We start from the raw sequence: 20,323 nt of genomic DNA on the forward strand, positions 1-20,323 counted from the left end.
GCAAAAAACCACATGTACTCTGAAGCGAGTACTGTGGCTAAATGGGAGGATGCGCCGACTAGCTTAAGAGTGCTCCATCCTCCACGAGGACAGCCTGCAGCTCAGCGATGTTAATCTGCCCCGGCTGAACGCCGTGCTTGATCGCAAGCCCTGCCGCTGAGCCTGCCGCTTGACCGGTAGCCATGCAGCTTGGCGTAAGACGCGTAGTTGCGAGAGCCTCATGCGTCGTGGAAATGCAGCGTCCGGCCGTCAGCAAATTCTCAATCTTTTGCGGCAGCAGACAACGGTAGGGGATATCGTAAGCTCCGTCTCCCTTGACCCAAGCAGCGGTTACCCCTTTGCCTGACGGATCATGGATGTCAATCGGATAGCCGCTCCGCGCGATCACATCCTCGAAATGACGCCCCTCTACAACATCGCTCACCTGAAGGGCGTACCGTCCGTCAATACGACGTGTTTCACGGATTCCGATTTGAGCGCCTACCGATGAGATCGAGGCTTTTTCAAAGCCAGGCAAGTTATTTCTCATAAACTCGGCGACCATCAAGACTTGCTTGCGTCCCAGCTCCTCTGCCTCTGTTAAGTCCTCCACGTTGGTTCCGTCCAATCCTTGAACACGCGTAGTATTGACCAGCACTTCGTCATCCTCCGGTCCTGTGAAGAAGAGCACTTGATCGCGATTGATTGGCAGATTGGCTTCCTTCCAGTGCTTGAAATAGCCGAGAACACCGGACAAAGGCAAATCAGCCAGCTCAGAGAAAGGCGTCTTCTTATAAAATTCATCCGGATTATCGATCATATACTGCTTCACCGCAGGCAAATCAACCCCACGCATCCGGAATTTCATCGTCATCGGCTGCGTCAGTTTATCGCCATCACGCCCTTGCAGACAAGGCGCTCCCGATAAATAAGCAAGATCCGCGTCTCCTGTCGTATCGATAAATACCTTGCCCAACACATCAATTCGGCCCGACTTCGACGTTAATTGAACCGACTGAATCCGGTTGTCAACCGTTTCAACTTGATCTACAAAGCTATGGAACAGCAGCTTAACGCCTGCCTCTTTGAGCATATCAACCGCGAGCACCTTATAGATCTCAGGGTGATAGGGAGTGATCGTATTGACGAATCCAACCGTGTCCCGAAGATGTCCAGGCGACGCATTCATCGCCATCAGACGATCGATGATTTCCTGGGCCAATCCTTTAATTACTTGCTTGCCATCCGTTGTATGAAAGGTCATCCACGGATACACCAGGGCTGCGGTGGACATCCCGCCAATAAAGCCGTATTTCTCGATCAATACCGTCTTAGCCCCGCTCCGGCCTGCCGCAATCGCTGCATTCACGCCCGCTGGTCCTCCGCCTACAACGACGATATCTGCTTCTATAATTTTACTCATATGAATTCGCTCCCTCTGCTTAGTCGATAAGTTCACTCGTTTGCTTCCCTCAGTATAGTTTAAAATTAACCTTCATTTTAGTTTAACTTTAGTTTAAAATTAGTGGACAATCATTCGCAAAAAAGGAGCTTCCCAGCTTATGCGCAAACGAGTAACCCTCCATGATTTAGCCGACCAGTTGGGCTTAACTATACAAACCGTTTCCAAAGCTTTGCGTGGACTGCCTGGCATGTCCGAACAGACGCGCAGCGAGGTTTTCCGTCTTGCCCGTGAGCTTGGCTACATGACCAAAGACCAGAAGCAGACGCTCCAGCTTGATCATATCTCGCCCTACCCCGTTGTGCAGCGCCGATTCGTGCTCGTGCAAAACAAGCAATCGCTGAATTTCAACCGCTTGCTGCTGCAAGGCTTGCATGAGCGATTCATGGAATTCGGCCATACCGTGCAGCCTCTTCTGATCCCGCCGCAGCTTAAACCCCCGCAATTCGAGGCGTGGGCCGAGGACCAGGGGCTGCTCTATGCAGAAGGTATCTTCATTGCTCCAAGGATGAGTCATGATCTATTGGAGCAGAAACTGTTGGAGCTGCCGCTGCCTCGCATACTGCTTAACTTCCCGCCGCCGGAATCCAGTGTCGACAGCGTCATTTGGGACGTCTATGAGGCGGTGTACCAAGCCGTTCGGAGACTTGTGCGCTTGGGACATGAGCGGATTATGTACGTGGGAGACACAAAGGATCAACGGGGCTTCGTCATTCGCTGGCAGGCCTTCTGCGAGGCCATGGGGAAAGCCGGCCTGCCGGTAGATCCGCAGGCGCATATCACGCGCCGTGACGGTACGCAGCGGTGGCTTGGGGAACTGGAGCAGGTGTACCGGACACACCTGCCTACGGCCGTAATATGCGGCATCGATGAGGAGGCCGCACCTGTGTATCACACGCTGCGCCGCATCGGCGCAGCAATTCCGCAGCAGTGCTCCTTCGTCGCGCTGCTGAATGAACAGAGCGACACGCTTCCGCTCTGCTCGCGCCCGCATCTGCTCATTCGCGAGACCGGCTACCGGGCAGCGGATCGCATGCTCTGGCGGATTGCCAATCCGCATTTGCCTTATGAGCACGTGCGTCTGCAGGGCACTTTTTTGGTGGGCAGCACCTTGCAGAAGGTGCCGGGGAAGGGCGGGGGCTAGGTGTATTTCAACAACCTTCCCCCTCCCACAACTGGCAGCAGCTCGAGCCGATGGCAATTCGCGCCGCCGACTTTCTTAAACTCGTTTCATTTGCTTTTGCTTACGTGGTATATTGTAAGTTAAATGATCTGACCGGAAGGTAAGCGATCGCAATAGGAGGTCTTTTTTCATGCAAAAAAAGCCAGACAAGGGTCAAAAACCCAAAAAAACGTATAGTCAAAAACCAACTTTTAAACAGAAATCAAGCTCAAGCCCGAGCCTGCCAAGGATCACGCCAGAGAATACCCGTCAATATACGGTGAAAGAGCCTGTGGAGCTTTTGCCTTTTTTAATTGAGAAGTTGTCGAGTCTGGGACGAAATGCGGTAAAAGCGGTCCTCGCGCGCGGACAAGTTGCTGTCAACGGGAAAGCTGTAACGGCCTACAACCATCCGCTGCTGCCGGATCAAGTCGTCACTATTAACAAGGATAAAGTCGTAGAAGATATCCCTTTGGCGGGTATGATCATTCTGCATGAGGACGAAGATGTCATCGTCATTCAAAAAGATGCAGGGCTTCTGTCGATCGCAGCCAATGCGGAAAAAAATGAAATAACAGCCTATCGGCAGCTCACTGCGCACGTGCGCAACCATGATCCCAAAGCACGGATTTTCGTCGTTCATCGCCTGGATCGGGACACTTCCGGTGTCATGATGTTTGCCAAAAATGAGAAATCCCAACAGCATCTGCAGAACACTTGGCAGGAAAGTGTCAAAGAGCGCACCTATGTCGCTTTAGTTGAAGGCATGGTGCGGAAACCCGAAGGAACGATCTCGTCCTGGCTCAAAGAGAATCCGAAATCGCTGAAAATGTTTTCTACCCCCTATCCCAATGACGGTCAGCATGCCGTAACGCATTACAAAACATTGCAATCTAACAAAGGCTTTTCTCTGTTAGAGGTCAATTTGGAGACGGGCCGTAAGAACCAGATCCGCGTCCATATGCAGGATATCGGTCATCCCGTGGTTGGCGACAAGAAATACGGCTCAAAAACGAAGGAGATCGGCCGGCTTGGCTTGCATGCGCGTGTGCTTGCGTTTTTGCATCCGACGACAGGTCAACTTCTGCGCTACGAGACGAGCATTCCTAAGTTGTTTATGAATCCTTTCCGGGAAGTGCCCGGGAAGAAGTAAGTTTGACAGTAGAAAGGAGACAGGGACAGATGAAAGGAGACAGGGACAGATGAAAATCGTTGTACTTGATGGATATACGCTCAATCCTGGCGATCTGAATTGGGAAGAGCTGCGAGCACTCGGTGAGGTTGTTTTGTATGACCGGACAGCGGAGTCTCAAATCGTTGAACGTTCCTTGGATGCGGAAATTGTGCTCACGAATAAGACACCTTTGTCGGCCGAAAGCATCGAGCAGCTCCCTCATCTCCGTTACATTGGCGTACTCGCGACCGGGTACAATATCGTTGATACTCAGACAGCTAGGGACAAAGGCATCGTGGTCACGAATGTTCCGGCTTACAGCACGCATTCCGTCGCTCAGTTGGTTTTTGCTTTGCTTTTGGAATTCTGCCACCGCACCCAGCAGCATAGCGACAGCGTGCTGCGCGGGGACTGGGCGGCTTCGATCGATTTCAGCTACACCCGCTCCCCTCTGATGGAGTTAGGCGGGAAAACGATGGGACTTGTCGGCCTCGGGCAAATCGGCAAACAAACAGCCCTCATTGCCCAAGCCATGGGCATGAACGTCATCGCTTCAGGCAGCGGCAAGCGTGTGCCGGAGCCTATCGCGGGCATCGAGTGGGTGCAGCTGGATGAGCTTTTGCAGCGGGCTGATGTTGTCAGCCTGCACTGCCCTCTGACGCCAGAGACAAACCAACTGATCAATGCACAGCGGATCGCGCTGATGAAGCCGACGGCGATTCTGCTCAACACGGCCAGAGGCGGGCTTCTGCATGAAGCGGATGTCGCGCAGGCGCTGAATGAAGGCCGATTGGCCGGTGCGGGTCTGGATGTTCTGACCGTTGAGCCGCCGAAACCGGACAATCCGTTGCTTCATGCACGCAATGTGATTATCACACCGCATATTGCTTGGGCAACACAGGAAGCGCGCTCACGATTGATGGGCATTGCGGTTAGCAATGTTCGTGCTTATGCGGCAGGCTCGCCTGTGAATGTAATTAAGTAACCCTTTCACAGATTTAGACTTCTATTCCTACAAATGAGCTGTTTTTGGCGCGGATAAGAGCTTCTAGGGGCTCTTATTTGTCTGTGTGGGGGAGTTTGGGTGTAGGATTTGGATTGGTTGGGGAGTTTGGGGGATTTGAGTGACGATAGAAGTCTCCAAAGACTTCTATTCCTACAAATGAGCTGTTTTTGGTGCGGATAAGAGCTTCTAGCTAGGGGCTCTTATTTGTTTGTGTGGGGGAGTTTGGGTGTAGGATTTGGATTGGTTGGGGAGTTTGGGCGGATTTGAGTGACGATAGAAGTCTCCAAAGACTTCTATTCCCAAAAATGAGCTGTTTTTGGCGCGGATAAGAGCTTCTAGGGGCTCTTATTTGTCTGAATGGGGGAGTTTGGGCGGATTTGAGTGACGATAGGAGTCTCCAAAGACTTCTATTCCCAAAAATGAGCTGTTTTTGGCGCGGATAAGAGCTTCTAGGGGCTCTTATTTGTCTGTGTGGGGGAGTTTGGGTGTAGGATTTGAATTGGTTGGGTTGTAGGTGGTAGGTGGTGATTACTAAGAAAACCCAGCCTGCGGCTAGGTCTTCAAGCCCCTACACCTTCGCAAGCCTCCTTACGAACTCAACAACCTTTGTTCAGCCAAAATCGCTCATTCTGAAAATCTAATGAATACCAGATGCGCTATTTCAAGCAATTGATCACAATTCGGCCAATAAAGTACCGGGTAACATCAATCCAGTTCATTACATTTCCAAAGTAGCCATTTTCTCGTCGATAAGCATCCTACAGTTCATTAGATGCCACTCAAGACCGAAAACCTCTAAAGCATAAAGAGCTGCGGTGAACGTCAACTAAAAAGGGAGAACCCCTTAAATCCACCCAAAAATTTATACTTTATTATTAAAAAAGAGGCTGCTTCCAAGGTTTTCAACCTTGGGAGACAGCCTCTTTTCCATTTATTTCAACAAAGCCGCATAATCCAGCTGCGGCACGAGCCCTGTTTGGGCTGCGCGCTCCAGCAAGGTCAAGACGGCGCCATAGCCGCTTTCACCCAGATCAGCGGTGAACTCATTTACGTACAGGTCAATGTGCTGCTGAGCGACCTGCGGATCCATCTCTTGCGCGTGCTGCATGACATAGTCGCGCGAAGCTTCCGGATGCGCCCACGCGTACTGCACCGATGCGCGAGCCCAGCCGGCAAGCGCCTCAAGATCCATCGAGCGCCGCGCAATGATGGCGCCGAGCGGGATTGGCAGGCCGGTGTCGGTTTCCCACCAGCTGCCCAGATCCGTGAGAAGCGCTAACCCGTACGACGGGTAAGTGAAGCGCGCTTCATGAATGACAAGGCCGGCATCGATGCGGCCGTCCCGCACCGCGGGCATGATCTCGTGGAACGGCATGACCACGATCTCCCCCACGCCGCCGGGGACATTTTGTTCCGCCCAGAGGCGGAACAGCAGGTACGCGGTCGAGCGCTCACTCGGCACCGCGACCCGGCGGCCGCTCAGCGCGGCCGGGTCTGCGGCTGCGCCTTCACTGCTCGGCTGCGTCAGCACGAGCGGGCCGCAGCCTCTGCCCAAAGCGCCGCCGCAAGGCAGCAGCGCGTAATCCTGCAGCACCCAGGGGAGCGCTGCATACGAGATTTTCAAGACATCGGGGCCTGTGCCTTCGGCAGCCAACCGATTGGTAATATCGATGTCCGCATATTGGACATCAAGCTCAGGCGCACCCGGAATTAATCCGTGCGCCCACGCATGGAAGACAAATGTATCATTGGGACAGGGTGAATACGCAATTTTCATCTTAAAGCACCTCCGCTAGGACTGAACTTGCTGCTTCTAAAGCTTTAAAGGCATCCCCGATGCGCCAGGCATCGCGGTCGCGTGGACCAATCGCGTTCGAGATCGCACGAATCTCCAGTACCGGCACGCCGCGCTGCTCGGCGGCCGTGGCGATGCCGAAGCCTTCCATGGCTTCGGCTGCCGCCCCAGGCACGCGAGCGGCAAGCGCCGCAGCAGTCGCCGCCGTGCCGGTGGCTGTCGCGACGGTGAGCACCGGCCCCGCTTGCGCGGACAATCCGGCGACTTGCAGCGCCGCCGTTACGCGCTCGGCCAATGCGGCGTCAACGCTAACGCGTGTTGAGCCGAAGCCGAGCTCGTCCAAGCTGCTGAAGCCATCCAGCAGCTCTACCCCCAGATCGGCGGCAATAATTTCGTTGGCAACTACCAACGAGCCTATCTCCGCCTTTCCTACAAATCCGCCAGCAATACCAGCAATAATAACCAAATCATATTCAGCTTTTGCAAGCTCCAAAGCTCCGTTAACCGCCGCCGCAGCAAGTCCCACGCCAGCCAAGGCAAATTCAAAGCGGCTATCATGGCCCAGACCACGCTGGACAGCGTCTCTTTCAGGCGCAACCGCCGTCATTACAAGTATACGCATCGTTAAGCTTATCTCCTTTGTACAAAAAGAAATCTTCTCTTTATTTTACATGACTGCGTTTGACAATTCCAACTAATTTGATTAATATCTAATTAGATATACTTCTAATTAGATGAGGTGACCACACATGCAGTTGGATAAAATCATCACCTACCACAAAGCGCTAGCTGACCCGACACGAATCCGAATACTCATTCTGCTGGCTGAAGGTGAAAGCAACGGCCAAGCCCTTGCCGAGAAACTGGGCATCACGCCTGCGACCATCACGCATCACGCTGCCAAACTTAGGGAAGCCAGTCTTATTTTTGAACGCAGAGACAAGAATACGATTTATTTCGCTTTAAATGAGTACTTTATACGCAGCCATGCCAACGCGACCATCGATCTCATCTATAAAAACAAGAAAGGGGGAACGGCCCCCATGGACGATCAAGAAGCTAAGAGCAACGTTCAGCAATCCATCATTCGCAATTTTTTCACCCAAGATGGTAAACTCAAGCATATCCCTGCCCAGCTCAAGAAAAAGCTAATTGTCCTGAAGCATCTGATCGAGCAATTGGATAAAGGACGCAGCTATACGGAAAAAGAACTGAATGTTTGGATCGAGCAGTTTCATCCCGATTTCGCCACGATCCGCCGAGAGTTCATCATGCATCAGTTCATGTTTAGGGAAAATAACATTTATGAATTGAACCCCGCTGAAATGTGGACGAAATGGGAAACCTTATCTTAAAAGTCGATACCTGTGATTCGCCACATTTCATGATTATGCTAAATATGATATAGTTACTTGTAGAGATACATTTTACAAAAAGGCAGGTGAAACTGCAGATGAGACCTCTTTTCCATCCTGCTCGGGGCGATCTTGAATTAGCAACTATTCTACATGCGCTCAGTGATGACAACCGTTTGAGAGTCATTAAACGTCTCCATGAACACGGCGAGTTGTATTGCGGCGCTATCGAAATAGATATTCCCAAATCCACGCTATCCCATCATCTGAAGGTTTTACGTGAATCCGGGTTGATCCATACGCGTATGGAAGGCACCCTTCGTTATACATCATTGCGCCGCGATGATCTGCAAGCCAGATTTCCCGGTCTGCTGGACACCATCTTACCGCTAGTCAGCACATCATAGCTTCCCGTTCCATGGTTGACCATGGCGATGGGGAGCTTTTTTTCAAATATACAGGGCAAATATCCATACGCCCTCCGCATTTGTAACATATCCTAATTGTGTGAAGGGAGGGATTGACATGAGTTGTGGTTGCGGACCATCAGTACCTTACACTGGCACATCTGTAGTCCTCGTTTTATACATCCTCTTGGTTATCGTTCTTAGTACTTTCGGATTTGGTTGGTAATTGGAAAATAGCGGCTGGGGCGATGTTTTCCGTTCTGGTCGCTTACTTTTTGGATACCTTTTAAGCTATAATCGTAATAGTTCACTAATCAGTCAATGATACATACCTATCCAGGATGGAGCGAGGAATTGTGGCAACTCCGAATTTGACCATTGTGGTCCCTTGTTATAATGAAGAAGAAGTACTTCCCGAAACGGTATTCCGACTCAGCGCTGTGCTGGATGCTCTAATTGCGGACAACCTGATTGCGGGCACGAGCACGATGTTGTTGGTCGATGACGGCAGCAAGGATGCGACATGGGCGCTGATTGAAAGCTTCCACGCTGCTAATTCCTTCGTTACCGGTCTTAAACTTGCCAAAAATGCCGGTCATCAAAGCGCCCTGCTAGCCGGGCTGATGAAAGCTAAAGCCTATTCGGATTGCGTGGTCTCCATCGATGCCGATTTGCAAGATGACACAGATGCTATTCGTGAATTTGTTGTCAAATTCCATGAAGGATTCGATATTGTCTATGGGGTTAGGCAAGACCGCTCGGCGGACACTTTCTTCAAACGAGCCACTGCACAAGGCTTTTATAAACTGATGACTTCGCTTGGTGTGAAAATCCATTATAATCATGCGGATTTCCGCTTAATGAGCAAACGTACGCTCGACAATTTAGAGAAATTTCAAGAGGTTAATTTATTTCTTCGCGGCATGGTTCCGCTGCTCGGCTTCCCTTCCACTCAAGTGTATTATGATCGCAAGGAACGTTTCGCCGGGGAATCCAAATATCCGCTGCGCAAAATGCTCGCTTTCGCCTTCGACGGCATTACCTCTTTCAGTGTGACACCGATTCGATTCGTTACTTTGATGGGCTTTCTCCTGTTCATTCTCAGTGTATTTGCTGGGATCTATGCCGTTATAGGCAAAATGGTCGGCGCCAATGTGACGGGTTGGACTTCTCTCATTGTATCCGTCTGGTTTATTGGCGGTGTGCAGCTGCTGGCTCTAGGCTTAATCGGCGAGTATATCGGGAAAATCTACAAAGAAGTGAAGCAGCGTCCACTGTTCGTCATCGAAAAAGATTTGACAGAGCAGGCGTCGAACGCTGTACAGACCTCTTTGCTCCAAGACAGCAGCCCTGCCGGACAAACCGCTTCTGGGCGGAGATACGGACCATGAATCGCTTCAAAACTCTGCTTTCCAGCAGCTTTGCCCGCTTCCTGATCGTCGGAGTGTTCAACACTCTCGTCGGCCTTTCGGCCAGTTTCCTGTTCTTCAATCTGCTTCACCTGAATTATTGGCTCTCTACGTTCACCGGAAATACGATTGGAGCGATCGTTAGTTACACCTTGAATCGAACCTTTACGTTTCGTTCCAAGGCCAGCGTCGGCAGCAGCTGGTGGAAATTTACTGTCGTTATTCTCAGCTGCTATGGTCTTTCGTATGGCGCGAGTTATCTGCTAGCTGAGGCCGCCGGACAGCTCTTTCCTGTCATTAGCGCTGAATGGCGGCATAATGCTGCTATTCTCGTCGGCAACGGACTATATACGATTGGTAATTACATCGGGCATAAATATTTTACATTTCGCACTAATGAGACGAACGTGCGCGGGGTATCCTAATCGCCAAGAGGTGATGCTACGATGGCACGCAGAAGAAGCCACAAAGCCATGGTACCTGGTTCCGAGCATGGACTCGGACTGCTTAAAGCTCAGGTTATGAAAAATCAAGGTTACAACGTCAATATGGAACGTCCTGATTTGGTTAAATATGAAGTAGCCCGAACGCTTGGCGTTCCGCTGCAGCAAGGCTACAACGGTCAACTAAGCTCTGAGGATGCCGGCAAGGTCGGAGGTCCCATCGGCGGAGCAATGGTGCGAGAACTCGTGCGTATGGCTCAGCAGCAGCTCTCCCAGCAGCGCCCCCCTCAAGGGTAAGCTAGCCGAGAATGCCATAATCCGCCGCAGGTTTACATAGACTAATAGCAAGCTGCTTGCAGCGCTACTTTCTATGTAAAAAAGTCAGGTGATGATGGCCGATGAACCCCCCAGGCAACCGTTCACAGGGGCCCGATTGGAAAGGGCTGTCGGCGCAAGCCGGCGACGTGCTAGGCCCTGAATTCTGGCAGGACATTGCCAGTATCATCCCGCTTACCGGGCCACGAATCGATATGTATGAAACACCCCAGGAGCTTGTCGTTGTGGCAGAAGTTCCTGGCTTGTCTTCCCCTGAGCAAATTCAGCTTTCTTTTCGTGAACAATCGCTTCACATGCGGGGAAACCTCGCAAGGCCTTATCAAGTGACCGATCAGCAGATGCGGCTCTCCGAGCGTTTCTTCGGCGTCTTCGAGAGAGCGATTCGTTTACCCGGCAGAGCCTTAACCGAGCACATGCGGGCACACTATCAGAATGGTTTACTCATTGTTCGCATCCCTCTTTCTCCCCCTGACGGTGAGAAAGTCATCCCCATTCAATTCACATAACGTTCAGCAGCATAAGCCTTGCAGGTGATCATCTTCCACTGCTTGTCGAATCTGCTGAGCGTTATTTGTTTTCAGAAAGAGAAATGAATCTCCCTTTGTCCCCATATAATGAGGAAGAGATCAGTAAGGAAATGGGAGATGGAGGGGATTATCATGGTACGCATTCAATTCCAATCGATCCATATCGATGCCATCGCAGAGACATCCAGCGTGAACAAGGGGACCAATCGGATCATCGGCAGACGTCATTCGGTCAAAGTCAACCAAGGGCTCGGGGAAGTAGCAGGCGAACACAATGTGATTCTCGGCGGCAAGCATGTTGTTCAGGACAGTGATAGATTTGATATGAAACATCCGACACAGAAGAGCTAATTGCCATTATGTGGTTTCAAAAGAAAAAAACGAATCCGAATCCGCCGCTGCACTCGCCTGCAAAACCTAAACCTATACCAGAATCGTCTTGGAACCCAACTCCAACCGATCAAACGCCGCCTAATGTTCAACAATTAGAAAAACGTCTGAAACAATTGGAAGAGGATCTTGCTAAGCTAGTCACCAAGCATCCGCAGATTCATATCGATGTGCTGCATGTTCATCAGCCTGTTTTGGAGAATTTGACGTTCCGCTTAGATCATCTAGACATTAAGGAGCTTAGCGGCTCCTTGAATTTAGGCAATAATTTTGGCGCCAAGCCTACGGAGAAAAAAGGCCCCTTGGACGAGGCCTTTCAACGTGCGCAGGTAACCAAAGACGGTAATAGCGGAGCTGCTAAAGACACCTCTTCGCCTCCTCCAGAGCCGGAGCGTACCGCAACGGGTTATCGGTATACGCCACAATTCAAAAAGTAAAGAGGTGATCCATCCATGTCCTCGTTCATGTCACCGTCATTCATCATCGGTTCGATCCGTATCGGATCGGTCGAAAGCGCGTCCTGCATCAATATGGGCAACAATTGGCCGACCGATTTCCAAAGCAATCAGAAGACTGTGCAAGGGTTTGGCGCCGTTGAAGGCGATAATAATCAGTTAGTCGGCACACGTTCCATGCTGAACGATTCCGATTTCATGGATATGCTCAATATCGGTGACAATGAGACACCGGATTGGCTGCAAGAGATGATAGTCAATCAAGCTCAGACCTCCGGCTTCACCACATCCTCTGCCGCGTCAGAGACTGAACCCGCTGTGACAAATGCTCCGCAAACTGCTGATTAAGCAGCTGCGGAGCATTCTTTTACACACGTCCAATAATGAAATCTCCTTTGGTATACGGCGCATCGATAATATCATTGTCATACACCGTATTCACATTGTTGATCACATAGTTGTTTTCCCCGCTAACTTCTCCCATTCCACTGTTCGCTTTGCCGCTTGTTGTCCAAAGAATTTGCATATTCGTCCCAACGAAAATGCCGGACGCATCTGTAATTGTATTCACATGAATGGAGTCGAATTGAATGACTGGCGGGTCCTGTGGACCTTGCAGATGCATGATCGCATTCCCCCACTCTTTCATCAGACTTGGTTCGCCACAGTTGGTTTAAAGTCCTGATCATTAATCGGAGCATCGATAAAGTCATTATCATAAAGGACATTCACGATATTAACGGAGATCGTATTGCCGATAAACTCGCCGGTACCATAATTGTTCTTACTATGCGAGTCCCAGCTGGACTGTACATTCTCACCGATCCCGATGGTGGCATTCGTATTCTGATTGTTAATGTTAATCATGTTAAAAACGATGGAACTCGGCATGCCGCTCACTCACTCCTGTCCATGGATAGCTTACCATTGTGACTTGTATGTTAGCCTATTCACAGAGTGCCCGCTTGGTGACAACGGCGTTCCAAGTGAAGAAGAAGGGCGATTCTACCGGCGCGAGGAGCGAATAAGAGCCTTTGGGAGCTTCTATTGGTGCGAAAAGAGGCTTTTTCGGCGGGATAGGAGTCTCCAGGGACTCTTATTGGCAATCGGAGGGGCGATTCTACTGGCACGAGAGCGTATAAGCTTGGCTGATGTTCAAGCGAGCTAACAAAAAAAGATCCTTTCCCCAGCGGGAAAGGATCTTCCTTCTTCCTTCGCAAATCTTAGAACCAGATTCCTGGGCCGCCGAAACCGCCGCCAAATCCACCAAATGGGCCAAACCCACCACCGAAACCGCCGCCAAATCCAAACGGGCCAAACGCAAAAGGTGATGTGCCAATCGCTAAGAGGTCAAACAGGACCAAGGGGATGACCGCCTTAACTTGAACCTTTTTGCCATTTTGAGGAGCGACGATCAACGTGTTGCCGCTGATACGCACCAATTTACCTGCTACGCTGGTTCCATCTTTCTTCAAAGCAAAAATATGTTTACCTACCAATTTACGAACGTCTTCTTTACGAACTTTGGACGCCATAAACGTCCACCTCCTTCAGCCACCAGGGATACATTGCTCTATAGTGTACGACTGGATAGGTGAGTTCGCTTGGATAGCTGTCCATTTCTATAAATAAATGCACAGAAGCCCAATAAAAAAACCGTATTTCCAACCCTCATCAGGCTGAAAAAACGGCTTCTTCATTTTGCATAACAGCACCACTAAGCTTTACGGATATTGCCTAGCTCTGTCGTAATCGCATCAATCTCACTGATGCTGAATCTATCTTTACTCGCGACCATGTTGTACAGATCCTTCAGATCCTCATAAACCTCTTCCTTCACGTTGGAGGCCTTGATCGATCCGCCTGTCGCCATGCGCAGCTTCTTCTTAATTTCTTCAAACATAAATTCCACGTTCGCTTCCGACCACGTATTCAAATCCATCTGTTAGTGTCATCCTTCCTTGCTTCTCTTGTCATTATTCTAAAGCACCTGCCTCAGAATGTAAAATAGAACATTGTCTACGCCTTTGAAAATAACAAAAAAAGAGAGACACTCGTCTCCCTTCACGCTTTGATTAGATGGCATTTGTAATCGGCAAATTAGGACCCACCATTTTAACAATCGGACGCTGCTGCTCATGAGAATCAAAATCCAGGCTCACACAAATCAGACGGATGTGCTCTTCTGCCAGTCTTCTTGCTTCTTCATAGGTTTGTTTGAATTGAATACAATAGGAGATAAGGCCGTGCATAGACATAAACAAGTTCCACGGAAGTGTAAACTTCCTATTTTCATAAGCGGGTTGATCTGCGATGACTTGTCTAATCACAATAGCAAACATTTCTAAACACTGTGCTTGCTCGGTACGAGAATAATGTGCTAATTCCGGTTCGTTCAGCATGAACATCATTTCGTAATGATTCGGATTGCTTAAACCAAACCAAACGAATTCCATCATCAGCTTCTGAAGCAGGTTCACGCTAAACCCATGCTCACGAACGATCATTTCCCGCTGACGCTGCATCAGTAAGGAAAAGTCATCTTTAATTAACGCATAAAATAGTTCAGCTTTCTCACTAAAATGGTAATATAACGCTCCGTGACTGTAACCCATTGCTTTTGCGATGCTGCGCATCGTTAAAGCACGATAGCCAAAAGTAGCGAATAAATCCCGCGCCTCGGTAAGTATTCGTTCTCTGCTAAGCTCTTGCGCGACTGCTTTCCTAGCCATTCTTCTATCCCTCCGCATCCTTAGCTTATGAAATTAGGTGAAACTGTCCAATCTCGAACCCGCCTATTCAGGCAGGTTCTTATGAACGATATACGTGTTCTCTCCAGCTGTTATCATGCCTTGACCTTGTGTAATGTCTGTTGCCCAGTTGATAAATGTCTCCGCTGCCGCTGCCAATGGATAGCAAGCTACAGTTACTTTATCCGTAAACTGAATGTCTCCGAGGAGCATCCCCTGATTTCTTAGCTCATTCTCGATTTTGCCATACCACGTGTAATCAACCTCGATAAGCACCTTCTGATGGTTCACTTTATATATGGGCTGTGCAGCCTCAATGCCTATCACGGCTCCATCCGTATAAGCCCGGATAAGTCCGCCCGCGCCAAGCATGATGCCGCCATAATAACGGGTAACTACAACAGCAATGTTCTTGAGCCCTTGATGCTTAATCACTTCCAGAATCGGCTTGCCTGCGGTGCCGCTCGGCTCCCCATCATCAGATTGCTTCTGAATCTGGTCTCTCTCGCCGATAACATAAGCGCTGCAGTTGTGTGTAGCCGCTTTGTGTTCTTTTTTGATCGCTTCAATAAATTGGGTAGCTTCTTCTTCTGACTCTACCGGCCTCGCATGGCCGATGAAACGCGACTTCTTGATGATGATTTCCGACGATCCGTACGATTGGATAGTTTTGAAATGTGCTAGCATAGCCGACCTTTCTTGGTAGAAGGAAACATCTGTTTCACTATATTCTACACACAACCTTAGACTTCGACAATATAGAAAGAAAATTTACCACATAAATAATGGGAATATTGGAACGAAAAAACGACCTATCCGATAGGATTGATCGTTTTTTTACATTCGTTCATTTTTATTGTTGCAAACGTGCTTCCAATTCCGCTTTTTCCTTCTCATAACCCGGTTTTCCTAAGAGGGCAAACATGTTCTTTTTGTATGCTTCAACACCTGGTTGGTCGAAAGGATTCACACCCATCAGGTACCCGCTGATGCCGCATGCTTTTTCAAAGAAGTAAACCATATAACCGAAGGAGTAAGGTGTCATGTCCGGCAAAGTCACGATCAGGTTCGGAACGTGTCCGTCTGTGTGTGCCAGCATTGTGCCTTGGAACGCTTTTTTGTTCACGAAATCCATCGTTTTTCCGCTCAGGAAGTTAAGCCCGTCCAAATCATCCGCATCCGTACCAATCGTGATGTGGTCAGCAACTTGATCCACTTGGATGACCGTTTCGAACAGAATCCGGTTGCCGTCTTGCACGAATTGGCCCATGGAGTGAAGATCCGTGGAGAAATCAACAGACGCAGGGTAAATCCCTTTGTAATCTTTCCCTTCGCTTTCCCCGAACAACTGCTTCCACCATTCCGATACGAAATGCAAGGACGGCTCATAGTTCACGAGGATTTCAATCGTTTTGCCTTTGCGATACAGGGAGTTGCGAACGGCTGCATATTGGTACGCTTGGTTCTCGCTTAATTTGGGATTGGAGAATTCTTGCTGTGCATCTGCCGCGCCTTTCATAATGGCTTCCACATCAATGCCCGCCGTCGCGATTGGCAGCAAACCAACAGCCGTTAGTACGGAATAACGTCCGCCTACATCATCTGGAATGACGAAAGTCTCGTAACCTTCAACGTTGGCAAGTGTTTTGAGCGCGCCTTTTTCTTGATCAGTAGTTGCGTAGATCCGCTTGCGTGCCGCTTCTTTGCCATATTTTTTCTCCAGCAGCTCACGGAAAATACGGAAAGCAATCGCTGGCTCCGTCGTCGTACCGGATTTGGAAATGACGTTGACGGAGAAATCTTTCCCTTCCAACAATTGAAGCAAGTGCGTCACATACGTAGAGCTGATATTATTTCCTACAAAATAAATCTCAGGCGTTTTACGTTTATCTTTGGGCAAAATGTTATAGAAAGAATGGGACAACATCTCCAGCGCTGCACGTGCTCCCAAATAGGAACCGCCAATACCGATCACTACAAGTGCCTCGGAATCGGATTGAATTTGTTTGGCTGAAGCTTGAATGCGTGCAAACTCTTCACGGTTATAGTTCTCAGGAAGATCCACCCAACCTAGATAATCGGATCCTGCACCTGTTTTGTTATGTAATTGTTCGTGGGCTAATTCCACTTGGGCTGACAAGTAATCAACCTCATGCTGGGATAGAAAAGATAATGCCTTGCTGTAATCGAACTGTAGTTTTTTGCTCACTATGCTCGCCTCCACCTCTATATTTTTCCTTTTCCTAGCATACTTATTTGCCTGTACAAATGCAAGTAAAGAAGGCATTCACAGGTTCTATTTCGCATGATAAAATGAACCTAGAGGTGAATGATCATGAAACGTATCGGCTTTATTGGACTTGGCACAATGGGTAAACCCATGGCTGCTAACCTTATTCAAAAGGGTTTTAACGTAACGGTCTATAATCGTACTGCTGAAAAAGCGGACGAGCTTGCTCGTCTTGGCGCTGAAGTCGCTCAGACCCCCGCTCAAGCTGCTCGCAGTTCGGATGTTTTGATTACAATGCTTAGCAATGACGCTTCACTCCTGGAGACTTTCTACAGTGAGCATGGCATTCTGAGTGGTATTCATCCCGCTCTCACGATTATTGACTCCAGCACCGTGTCCCCACAAACAAGTCAAAAGCTGGCGGAGGAACTATCAGCACATTTCGTTGATTTCCTCGACGCGCCTGTCACCGGCACCAAACCTGCCGCTGAAGCTGGCACGCTTACGTTCATGGTCGGCGGCAGCCAAGAAGTGTTCGACGAACAGCAAGACGTGTTCTCGGCTCTGGGCAGCAAAGCCCTATACCTCGGGCCTAGCGGCTCGGGTTCGAATGCCAAACTTGCCCACAACACGATGGTGGGTATTAACTTAGCAGGTTTAGCCGAAGGCTTATCCATAGCAACCAAAGCAGGCATTAACCCTGCTCAATTCTTAGAGATTGTGCGCTCCGGCGGAGCGCACAGCAAGCAAGTCGAACTGAAAGCCGATAAAATTATCGATCGCGATTTCAGCAATCAATTCTCCCTGAAGCTGATGCTGAAAGATCTTTTGCTCGCGCAGGAACTTACCAACAAGTTCCAACTGCCTTCGCCGATGTTGAATTCGGCAACAACCTTGTTTCAGATGGGCCTGAGCAAAGGCCTTGGCGAAGAAGATTTGAGCGCCGTCATCCAGTGCTATGAGGACTGGATGGGTGTGAAAGTCACGCGAGCAAGCGAGGCTGCCGTCGAGGCTGCTTCTGCTGCGGAGAAGCAGGCTTCGCCGCTTTCCGGCCGCGAACGCCGCCGGAACACCCGCGTGAAACTGGACATCAGCCTGAAGCTGTCCATCTACCAGTGGGAGCAGGAAGGCTCCTTCTCCGGCCAGAACATCGACGGCACGCTTTACGACTTGTCGGAAAGCGGCCTGCAAATCACCTCGGCGGCACCGCTTGCGCCGGACATGTTCATCGTCATCCACTTCCCGCAGGAAGCGGAACTCCCGCCAATCACGGCTCGCGTGATTCGCATCGAAACGCATGGCAGCAATTTCCGCTACGGCTGCATGCTTTCCGCGCTGCCGCCTTATGTGCGGATCAAGCTGGAGCAGTATATTGAGGATCATATTGAGTATGCTTTGTAAGTGAATAGCATGAAACGTGCGTGAAGAACATGCCGTCTTTCCCTTAGGGAGAGGCGGTTTTTTTATTTTTACCCTGCTTAGGGTTTACAAGGAGGAGGACTGGATGGATTTTTATCAAGAGCATGAAATCTTTGTTCAGCATCATAAATTGCGACGTTCGGGTGAGCGTCTGCGCCGATTGCAAGAAGGACATGGTTATGCGGAAAAGTTATTCATGCAGCACATCTGGTGGCCAGTTGTTGGGCATTTGCGCTATCTGCATCCGGAATATGAAGTAAGGGATTTTCAAGACAACACGCGGTTTGTTGACTTTGTTTATCTGCGGCCGCCCCATCGGATCTGCATCGAGATTGATGGGTTCGGCCCCCACGCCCGAGATATTGACCGAACCCGCTTCGGCGATAACCTGATGCGGCAGAACCAGTTGATGCTGGATGATTGGAAGGTTCTACGCTTTTCCGTTGACGATATTACAGGACATCAGCGGCGCTGTCAGCAGGTTATTTGGAACATGATGGGACGATGGTATGCCGATGATTGCGGTCGCGAGATGTGGTCGCTCACCAATCGAGAGAAAGAGATCACTCGGCTGGCTGCCAGCGCCGTAGACCCGCTTAAACCGCAAGCCGTGGCAGCACATCTGGGCATCCGCGTGGAACATGCACGCAAATGGCTTCGCAGCTTGCATGGGAAAGGAATTATCAAGCCTGCTAGCGGCGTGCAGCGGGTTAGATCTTATGTGCTCGCCCCTTCGGGGCGGGAATGGTCGGGATTCTGACGGAGTTGGCGCGGATTGGTGGTGCGTCGGGGGTGAGTTGGTGGCTAGTGGCTGGTGATTGGTGATTGGTGATTGGTGGTTGGTGGTTGGTGGCTGGTGGTTGGTGGTTGGTGGCTGGTTAGTGGCTGGTGGGGCATAAGTGGGGCTGGCTGGCTGGTTCGTTAGTTGGCTGGTTGGCTGGTAGCTGAGAATAGCAGTCTTTTGGGACTTCTATTTGGACAAATATACGGTTTGAAGAGAGAATAGAAGCCTCTGGGGACTTCTATATGTTAGAATACTGGCCGAATCTAGGGAATCCGAGCTAATAAGAGTCTTTTACGTCTTCTATTCACCTCTAATGAAGAGAATTCGCACAAATAAGAGCCTGTGGAGGCTCTTATTTGTATTCCGTACGGTGAATAAAGAACATTTCCCAGCACCACAACGTCTTATATGAGGAGTATCAAGCAATAGTGAAGGAGCGATCAATCATGCTTCAGCGTTTTCTTAGAGATAGTTTTCTTCTTCCCGCCGTTTACTTAGGAATCATCCTCTTCACGTGTACGAATTGCGAAAGCATCCCTTTGAACACCCTCATCCAAGCGGAATCACCTGCTGAGATAGGGTCCACTTTGGAACAAATTGTTAGCACTATTCCTGAAAAAAAAACTATCCTCTTTGAAGCCATGAAGAATAATGATACATTTCCCCTATTCCCTTTATCCGATGTCATCAAAACATCCATTTTTACCGAACATCAAGGAATCACCTATTTCGTATTCTCAAAGAAATCCGACAAGCCTGATACTCATAATTTCTATCTGGGTGCCCAACAAGAGAAATTGGTTTGGGATTACGGAGTTATCGCGTATGGAAATAATGATAATTTAGAGCAAATGGCATTCAAGACCATTCACCTTGGGAATCAGAAGGAAGCATTCAAAATTGAAGGATTTTGCGGAGCCATGTGCCCCGTTGTTGTCTATTTTGACCTATCTGAAAAAGCCCCTGCTGTACTATTGCGCGTGGAACAATCCGCTTTCGAATCTGACATCGATCATGATGGAATCTCCGAAATTATTGGTTGTTGGGGAATGCCTAGTACTTGTAACATTTATCGTGTGAACAATTCCAAAGTAACTTCAACAGATATCAATAAATTACTGGGAGCATTAAATGTAAAATATAGGCCTGAATCATCCTCTTTCGTTGCTAACTTCTCCAATCTAGAAAAACAGTTTGAATACATCATTGAAAACGGTGAGTTGAAGATAAATAAGTAGCT

General features: G+C 49.4%; 25 protein-coding genes. 15 read left to right on the plus strand and 10 right to left on the minus strand.

All coding sequences use genetic code 11. The features are described 5' to 3' along the window. Nucleotides 1-58: 58 nt before the first annotated feature. Complete coding sequence (locus tag LOZ80_RS24995; protein ID WP_238167220.1) at nucleotides 59-1,402, minus strand: FAD-dependent oxidoreductase; 1,344 nt, start codon at nucleotides 1,400-1,402, stop codon at nucleotides 59-61. Nucleotides 1,403-1,541: 139 nt separating this feature from the next. On the opposite strand from LOZ80_RS24995, the gene LOZ80_RS25000 reads away from it, so the two are divergent. The 3 genes from LOZ80_RS25000 to LOZ80_RS25010 all read left to right on the plus strand — a co-directional run bounded on the left by LOZ80_RS25000 (nucleotide 1,542) and on the right by LOZ80_RS25010 (nucleotide 4,762). Continuing rightward, the gene (locus tag LOZ80_RS25000) at nucleotides 1,542-2,585 is read left to right on the plus strand and encodes a LacI family DNA-binding transcriptional regulator (RefSeq protein WP_238167221.1); all 1,044 of its coding nucleotides are present in this window, start codon (nucleotides 1,542-1,544) and stop codon (nucleotides 2,583-2,585) included. Between the two features lie 169 nt (nucleotides 2,586-2,754). Beyond that, complete coding sequence (locus LOZ80_RS25005; RefSeq protein WP_238167222.1) at nucleotides 2,755-3,756, plus strand: RluA family pseudouridine synthase; 1,002 nt, start codon at nucleotides 2,755-2,757, stop codon at nucleotides 3,754-3,756. Between the two features lie 49 nt (nucleotides 3,757-3,805). After that, nucleotides 3,806-4,762, plus strand: a complete 957-nt coding sequence (locus tag LOZ80_RS25010) for a D-2-hydroxyacid dehydrogenase (protein WP_238167223.1) — start codon at nucleotides 3,806-3,808, stop codon at nucleotides 4,760-4,762. Nucleotides 4,763-5,714: 952 nt separating this feature from the next. Here the strand turns inward: LOZ80_RS25010 and LOZ80_RS25015 are convergent. Both LOZ80_RS25015 and LOZ80_RS25020 read right to left on the minus strand, forming a co-directional pair. Then, a complete protein-coding gene (locus tag LOZ80_RS25015) occupies nucleotides 5,715-6,560 on the minus strand; it encodes a 1,4-dihydroxy-6-naphtoate synthase (protein WP_238167224.1) in 846 nt (281 codons plus the stop codon). Between the two features lies 1 nt (nucleotide 6,561). After that, nucleotides 6,562-7,200: a futalosine hydrolase gene (locus LOZ80_RS25020; RefSeq protein WP_238167225.1), complete on the minus strand. Its 639-nt coding sequence runs from the start codon at nucleotides 7,198-7,200 to the stop codon at nucleotides 6,562-6,564. 127 nt (nucleotides 7,201-7,327) lie between these two features. Between LOZ80_RS25020 and LOZ80_RS25025 the strand changes: the two genes are divergently transcribed. From LOZ80_RS25025 to LOZ80_RS25065, 9 genes are all read left to right on the plus strand, one after another. Then, a complete protein-coding gene (locus tag LOZ80_RS25025) occupies nucleotides 7,328-7,933 on the plus strand; it encodes a DUF2087 domain-containing protein (protein WP_238167226.1) in 606 nt (201 codons plus the stop codon). Nucleotides 7,934-8,031: 98 nt separating this feature from the next. Further along, a complete protein-coding gene (locus tag LOZ80_RS25030) occupies nucleotides 8,032-8,340 on the plus strand; it encodes an ArsR/SmtB family transcription factor (protein ID WP_189009771.1) in 309 nt (102 codons plus the stop codon). Nucleotides 8,341-8,681: 341 nt separating this feature from the next. Beyond that, nucleotides 8,682-9,731, plus strand: a complete 1,050-nt coding sequence (locus tag LOZ80_RS25035) for a glycosyltransferase family 2 protein (RefSeq protein ID WP_238167227.1) — start codon at nucleotides 8,682-8,684, stop codon at nucleotides 9,729-9,731. Then, entirely contained in the window at nucleotides 9,728-10,174 is a 447-nt protein-coding gene (locus LOZ80_RS25040; RefSeq protein WP_238167228.1) for a GtrA family protein, read from the plus strand. Before LOZ80_RS25035 ends, LOZ80_RS25040 begins: the two co-directional genes overlap by 4 nt. A gap of 21 nt (nucleotides 10,175-10,195) precedes the next feature. Then, complete coding sequence (locus LOZ80_RS25045; protein WP_238167229.1) at nucleotides 10,196-10,489, plus strand: alpha/beta-type small acid-soluble spore protein; 294 nt, start codon at nucleotides 10,196-10,198, stop codon at nucleotides 10,487-10,489. Nucleotides 10,490-10,590: 101 nt separating this feature from the next. Continuing rightward, nucleotides 10,591-11,034, plus strand: a complete 444-nt coding sequence (locus tag LOZ80_RS25050; protein WP_238167230.1) for an Hsp20/alpha crystallin family protein — start codon at nucleotides 10,591-10,593, stop codon at nucleotides 11,032-11,034. A 153-nt stretch (nucleotides 11,035-11,187) separates the two neighbouring features. Further along, on the plus strand, nucleotides 11,188-11,406 hold the full coding sequence (locus LOZ80_RS25055) for a hypothetical protein (protein ID WP_238167231.1): 219 nt from the start codon (nucleotides 11,188-11,190) through the stop codon (nucleotides 11,404-11,406). An 8-nt stretch (nucleotides 11,407-11,414) separates the two neighbouring features. Next, nucleotides 11,415-11,882, plus strand: a complete 468-nt coding sequence (locus LOZ80_RS25060) for a hypothetical protein (RefSeq protein WP_238167232.1) — start codon at nucleotides 11,415-11,417, stop codon at nucleotides 11,880-11,882. A gap of 15 nt (nucleotides 11,883-11,897) precedes the next feature. Further along, nucleotides 11,898-12,248 (plus strand): hypothetical protein, encoded by a 351-nt coding sequence (locus tag LOZ80_RS25065; RefSeq protein WP_189009785.1) that lies wholly within the window; start codon nucleotides 11,898-11,900, stop codon nucleotides 12,246-12,248. A gap of 19 nt (nucleotides 12,249-12,267) precedes the next feature. Here the strand turns inward: LOZ80_RS25065 and LOZ80_RS25070 are convergent, their stop codons facing one another. The 7 genes from LOZ80_RS25070 to LOZ80_RS25100 all read right to left on the minus strand — a co-directional run bounded on the left by LOZ80_RS25070 (nucleotide 12,268) and on the right by LOZ80_RS25100 (nucleotide 16,859). Beyond that, nucleotides 12,268-12,525 carry a hypothetical protein gene (locus LOZ80_RS25070; protein WP_238167233.1) on the minus strand — a complete coding sequence of 86 codons (258 nt, stop codon included), beginning with the start codon at nucleotides 12,523-12,525 and terminating at the stop codon, nucleotides 12,268-12,270. A 23-nt stretch (nucleotides 12,526-12,548) separates the two neighbouring features. Then, nucleotides 12,549-12,791, minus strand: a complete 243-nt coding sequence (locus tag LOZ80_RS25075; RefSeq protein ID WP_238167234.1) for a spore germination protein — start codon at nucleotides 12,789-12,791, stop codon at nucleotides 12,549-12,551. 332 nt (nucleotides 12,792-13,123) lie between these two features. Next, nucleotides 13,124-13,435 carry a hypothetical protein gene (locus tag LOZ80_RS25080; RefSeq protein ID WP_238167235.1) on the minus strand — a complete coding sequence of 104 codons (312 nt, stop codon included), beginning with the start codon at nucleotides 13,433-13,435 and terminating at the stop codon, nucleotides 13,124-13,126. A gap of 182 nt (nucleotides 13,436-13,617) precedes the next feature. Continuing rightward, nucleotides 13,618-13,842, minus strand: coding sequence for a DUF1128 domain-containing protein (locus tag LOZ80_RS25085; RefSeq protein WP_238167236.1), 225 nt, complete (start codon nucleotides 13,840-13,842; stop codon nucleotides 13,618-13,620). Nucleotides 13,843-13,975: 133 nt separating this feature from the next. Continuing rightward, nucleotides 13,976-14,632 (minus strand): TetR/AcrR family transcriptional regulator, encoded by a 657-nt coding sequence (locus tag LOZ80_RS25090; protein WP_238167237.1) that lies wholly within the window; start codon nucleotides 14,630-14,632, stop codon nucleotides 13,976-13,978. 63 nt (nucleotides 14,633-14,695) lie between these two features. Then, entirely contained in the window at nucleotides 14,696-15,337 is a 642-nt protein-coding gene (locus tag LOZ80_RS25095) for a YigZ family protein (protein ID WP_238167238.1), read from the minus strand. Nucleotides 15,338-15,503: 166 nt separating this feature from the next. Then, nucleotides 15,504-16,859, minus strand: coding sequence for a glucose-6-phosphate isomerase (locus tag LOZ80_RS25100; RefSeq protein WP_238167239.1), 1,356 nt, complete (start codon nucleotides 16,857-16,859; stop codon nucleotides 15,504-15,506). A gap of 126 nt (nucleotides 16,860-16,985) precedes the next feature. On the opposite strand from LOZ80_RS25100, the gene LOZ80_RS25105 reads away from it, so the two are divergent. The 3 genes from LOZ80_RS25105 to LOZ80_RS25120 all read left to right on the plus strand — a co-directional run bounded on the left by LOZ80_RS25105 (nucleotide 16,986) and on the right by LOZ80_RS25120 (nucleotide 20,321). After that, nucleotides 16,986-18,281, plus strand: a complete 1,296-nt coding sequence (locus tag LOZ80_RS25105; RefSeq protein WP_337950974.1) for an NAD(P)-binding domain-containing protein — start codon at nucleotides 16,986-16,988, stop codon at nucleotides 18,279-18,281. 103 nt (nucleotides 18,282-18,384) lie between these two features. Beyond that, nucleotides 18,385-19,059, plus strand: coding sequence for a DNA-binding response regulator (locus LOZ80_RS25115; protein ID WP_238167240.1), 675 nt, complete (start codon nucleotides 18,385-18,387; stop codon nucleotides 19,057-19,059). Nucleotides 19,060-19,529: 470 nt separating this feature from the next. Next, a complete protein-coding gene (locus LOZ80_RS25120) occupies nucleotides 19,530-20,321 on the plus strand; it encodes a hypothetical protein (RefSeq protein WP_238167241.1) in 792 nt (263 codons plus the stop codon). The last annotated feature ends 2 nt before the right edge of the window (nucleotides 20,322-20,323 follow it).

The sequence above is a fragment of the Paenibacillus sp. HWE-109 genome (assembly GCF_022163125.1).
Taxonomy (GTDB): domain Bacteria; phylum Bacillota; class Bacilli; order Paenibacillales; family NBRC-103111; genus Paenibacillus_E.

What these genes read in the sequence shown, in the direction of transcription:
- LOZ80_RS25105 (WP_337950974.1), top strand. Translation starts at nt 16,986, where the DNA reads ATGAAACGTATCGGCTTTATTGGACTTGGCACAATGGGTAAACCCATG.
- LOZ80_RS25020 (WP_238167225.1), bottom strand. Translation starts at nt 7,200, where the DNA reads ATGCGTATACTTGTAATGACGGCGGTTGCGCCTGAAAGAGACGCTGTC.
- LOZ80_RS25095 (WP_238167238.1), bottom strand. Translation starts at nt 15,337, where the DNA reads ATGCTAGCACATTTCAAAACTATCCAATCGTACGGATCGTCGGAAATC.
- LOZ80_RS25045 (WP_238167229.1), top strand. Translation starts at nt 10,196, where the DNA reads ATGGCACGCAGAAGAAGCCACAAAGCCATGGTACCTGGTTCCGAGCAT.
- LOZ80_RS25000 (WP_238167221.1), top strand. Translation starts at nt 1,542, where the DNA reads ATGCGCAAACGAGTAACCCTCCATGATTTAGCCGACCAGTTGGGCTTA.
- LOZ80_RS25090 (WP_238167237.1), bottom strand. Translation starts at nt 14,632, where the DNA reads ATGGCTAGGAAAGCAGTCGCGCAAGAGCTTAGCAGAGAACGAATACTT.
- LOZ80_RS25005 (WP_238167222.1), top strand. Translation starts at nt 2,755, where the DNA reads ATGCAAAAAAAGCCAGACAAGGGTCAAAAACCCAAAAAAACGTATAGT.
- LOZ80_RS25010 (WP_238167223.1), top strand. Translation starts at nt 3,806, where the DNA reads ATGAAAATCGTTGTACTTGATGGATATACGCTCAATCCTGGCGATCTG.
- LOZ80_RS25115 (WP_238167240.1), top strand. Translation starts at nt 18,385, where the DNA reads ATGGATTTTTATCAAGAGCATGAAATCTTTGTTCAGCATCATAAATTG.
- LOZ80_RS25050 (WP_238167230.1), top strand. Translation starts at nt 10,591, where the DNA reads ATGAACCCCCCAGGCAACCGTTCACAGGGGCCCGATTGGAAAGGGCTG.
- LOZ80_RS25015 (WP_238167224.1), bottom strand. Translation starts at nt 6,560, where the DNA reads ATGAAAATTGCGTATTCACCCTGTCCCAATGATACATTTGTCTTCCAT.
- LOZ80_RS24995 (WP_238167220.1), bottom strand. Translation starts at nt 1,402, where the DNA reads ATGAGTAAAATTATAGAAGCAGATATCGTCGTTGTAGGCGGAGGACCA.
- LOZ80_RS25075 (WP_238167234.1), bottom strand. Translation starts at nt 12,791, where the DNA reads ATGCCGAGTTCCATCGTTTTTAACATGATTAACATTAACAATCAGAAT.
- LOZ80_RS25080 (WP_238167235.1), bottom strand. Translation starts at nt 13,435, where the DNA reads ATGGCGTCCAAAGTTCGTAAAGAAGACGTTCGTAAATTGGTAGGTAAA.
- LOZ80_RS25055 (WP_238167231.1), top strand. Translation starts at nt 11,188, where the DNA reads ATGGTACGCATTCAATTCCAATCGATCCATATCGATGCCATCGCAGAG.
- LOZ80_RS25060 (WP_238167232.1), top strand. Translation starts at nt 11,415, where the DNA reads ATGTGGTTTCAAAAGAAAAAAACGAATCCGAATCCGCCGCTGCACTCG.
- LOZ80_RS25070 (WP_238167233.1), bottom strand. Translation starts at nt 12,525, where the DNA reads ATGCATCTGCAAGGTCCACAGGACCCGCCAGTCATTCAATTCGACTCC.
- LOZ80_RS25040 (WP_238167228.1), top strand. Translation starts at nt 9,728, where the DNA reads ATGAATCGCTTCAAAACTCTGCTTTCCAGCAGCTTTGCCCGCTTCCTG.
- LOZ80_RS25030 (WP_189009771.1), top strand. Translation starts at nt 8,032, where the DNA reads ATGAGACCTCTTTTCCATCCTGCTCGGGGCGATCTTGAATTAGCAACT.
- LOZ80_RS25025 (WP_238167226.1), top strand. Translation starts at nt 7,328, where the DNA reads ATGCAGTTGGATAAAATCATCACCTACCACAAAGCGCTAGCTGACCCG.
- LOZ80_RS25120 (WP_238167241.1), top strand. Translation starts at nt 19,530, where the DNA reads ATGCTTCAGCGTTTTCTTAGAGATAGTTTTCTTCTTCCCGCCGTTTAC.
- LOZ80_RS25065 (WP_189009785.1), top strand. Translation starts at nt 11,898, where the DNA reads ATGTCCTCGTTCATGTCACCGTCATTCATCATCGGTTCGATCCGTATC.
- LOZ80_RS25035 (WP_238167227.1), top strand. Translation starts at nt 8,682, where the DNA reads ATGGAGCGAGGAATTGTGGCAACTCCGAATTTGACCATTGTGGTCCCT.
- LOZ80_RS25085 (WP_238167236.1), bottom strand. Translation starts at nt 13,842, where the DNA reads ATGGATTTGAATACGTGGTCGGAAGCGAACGTGGAATTTATGTTTGAA.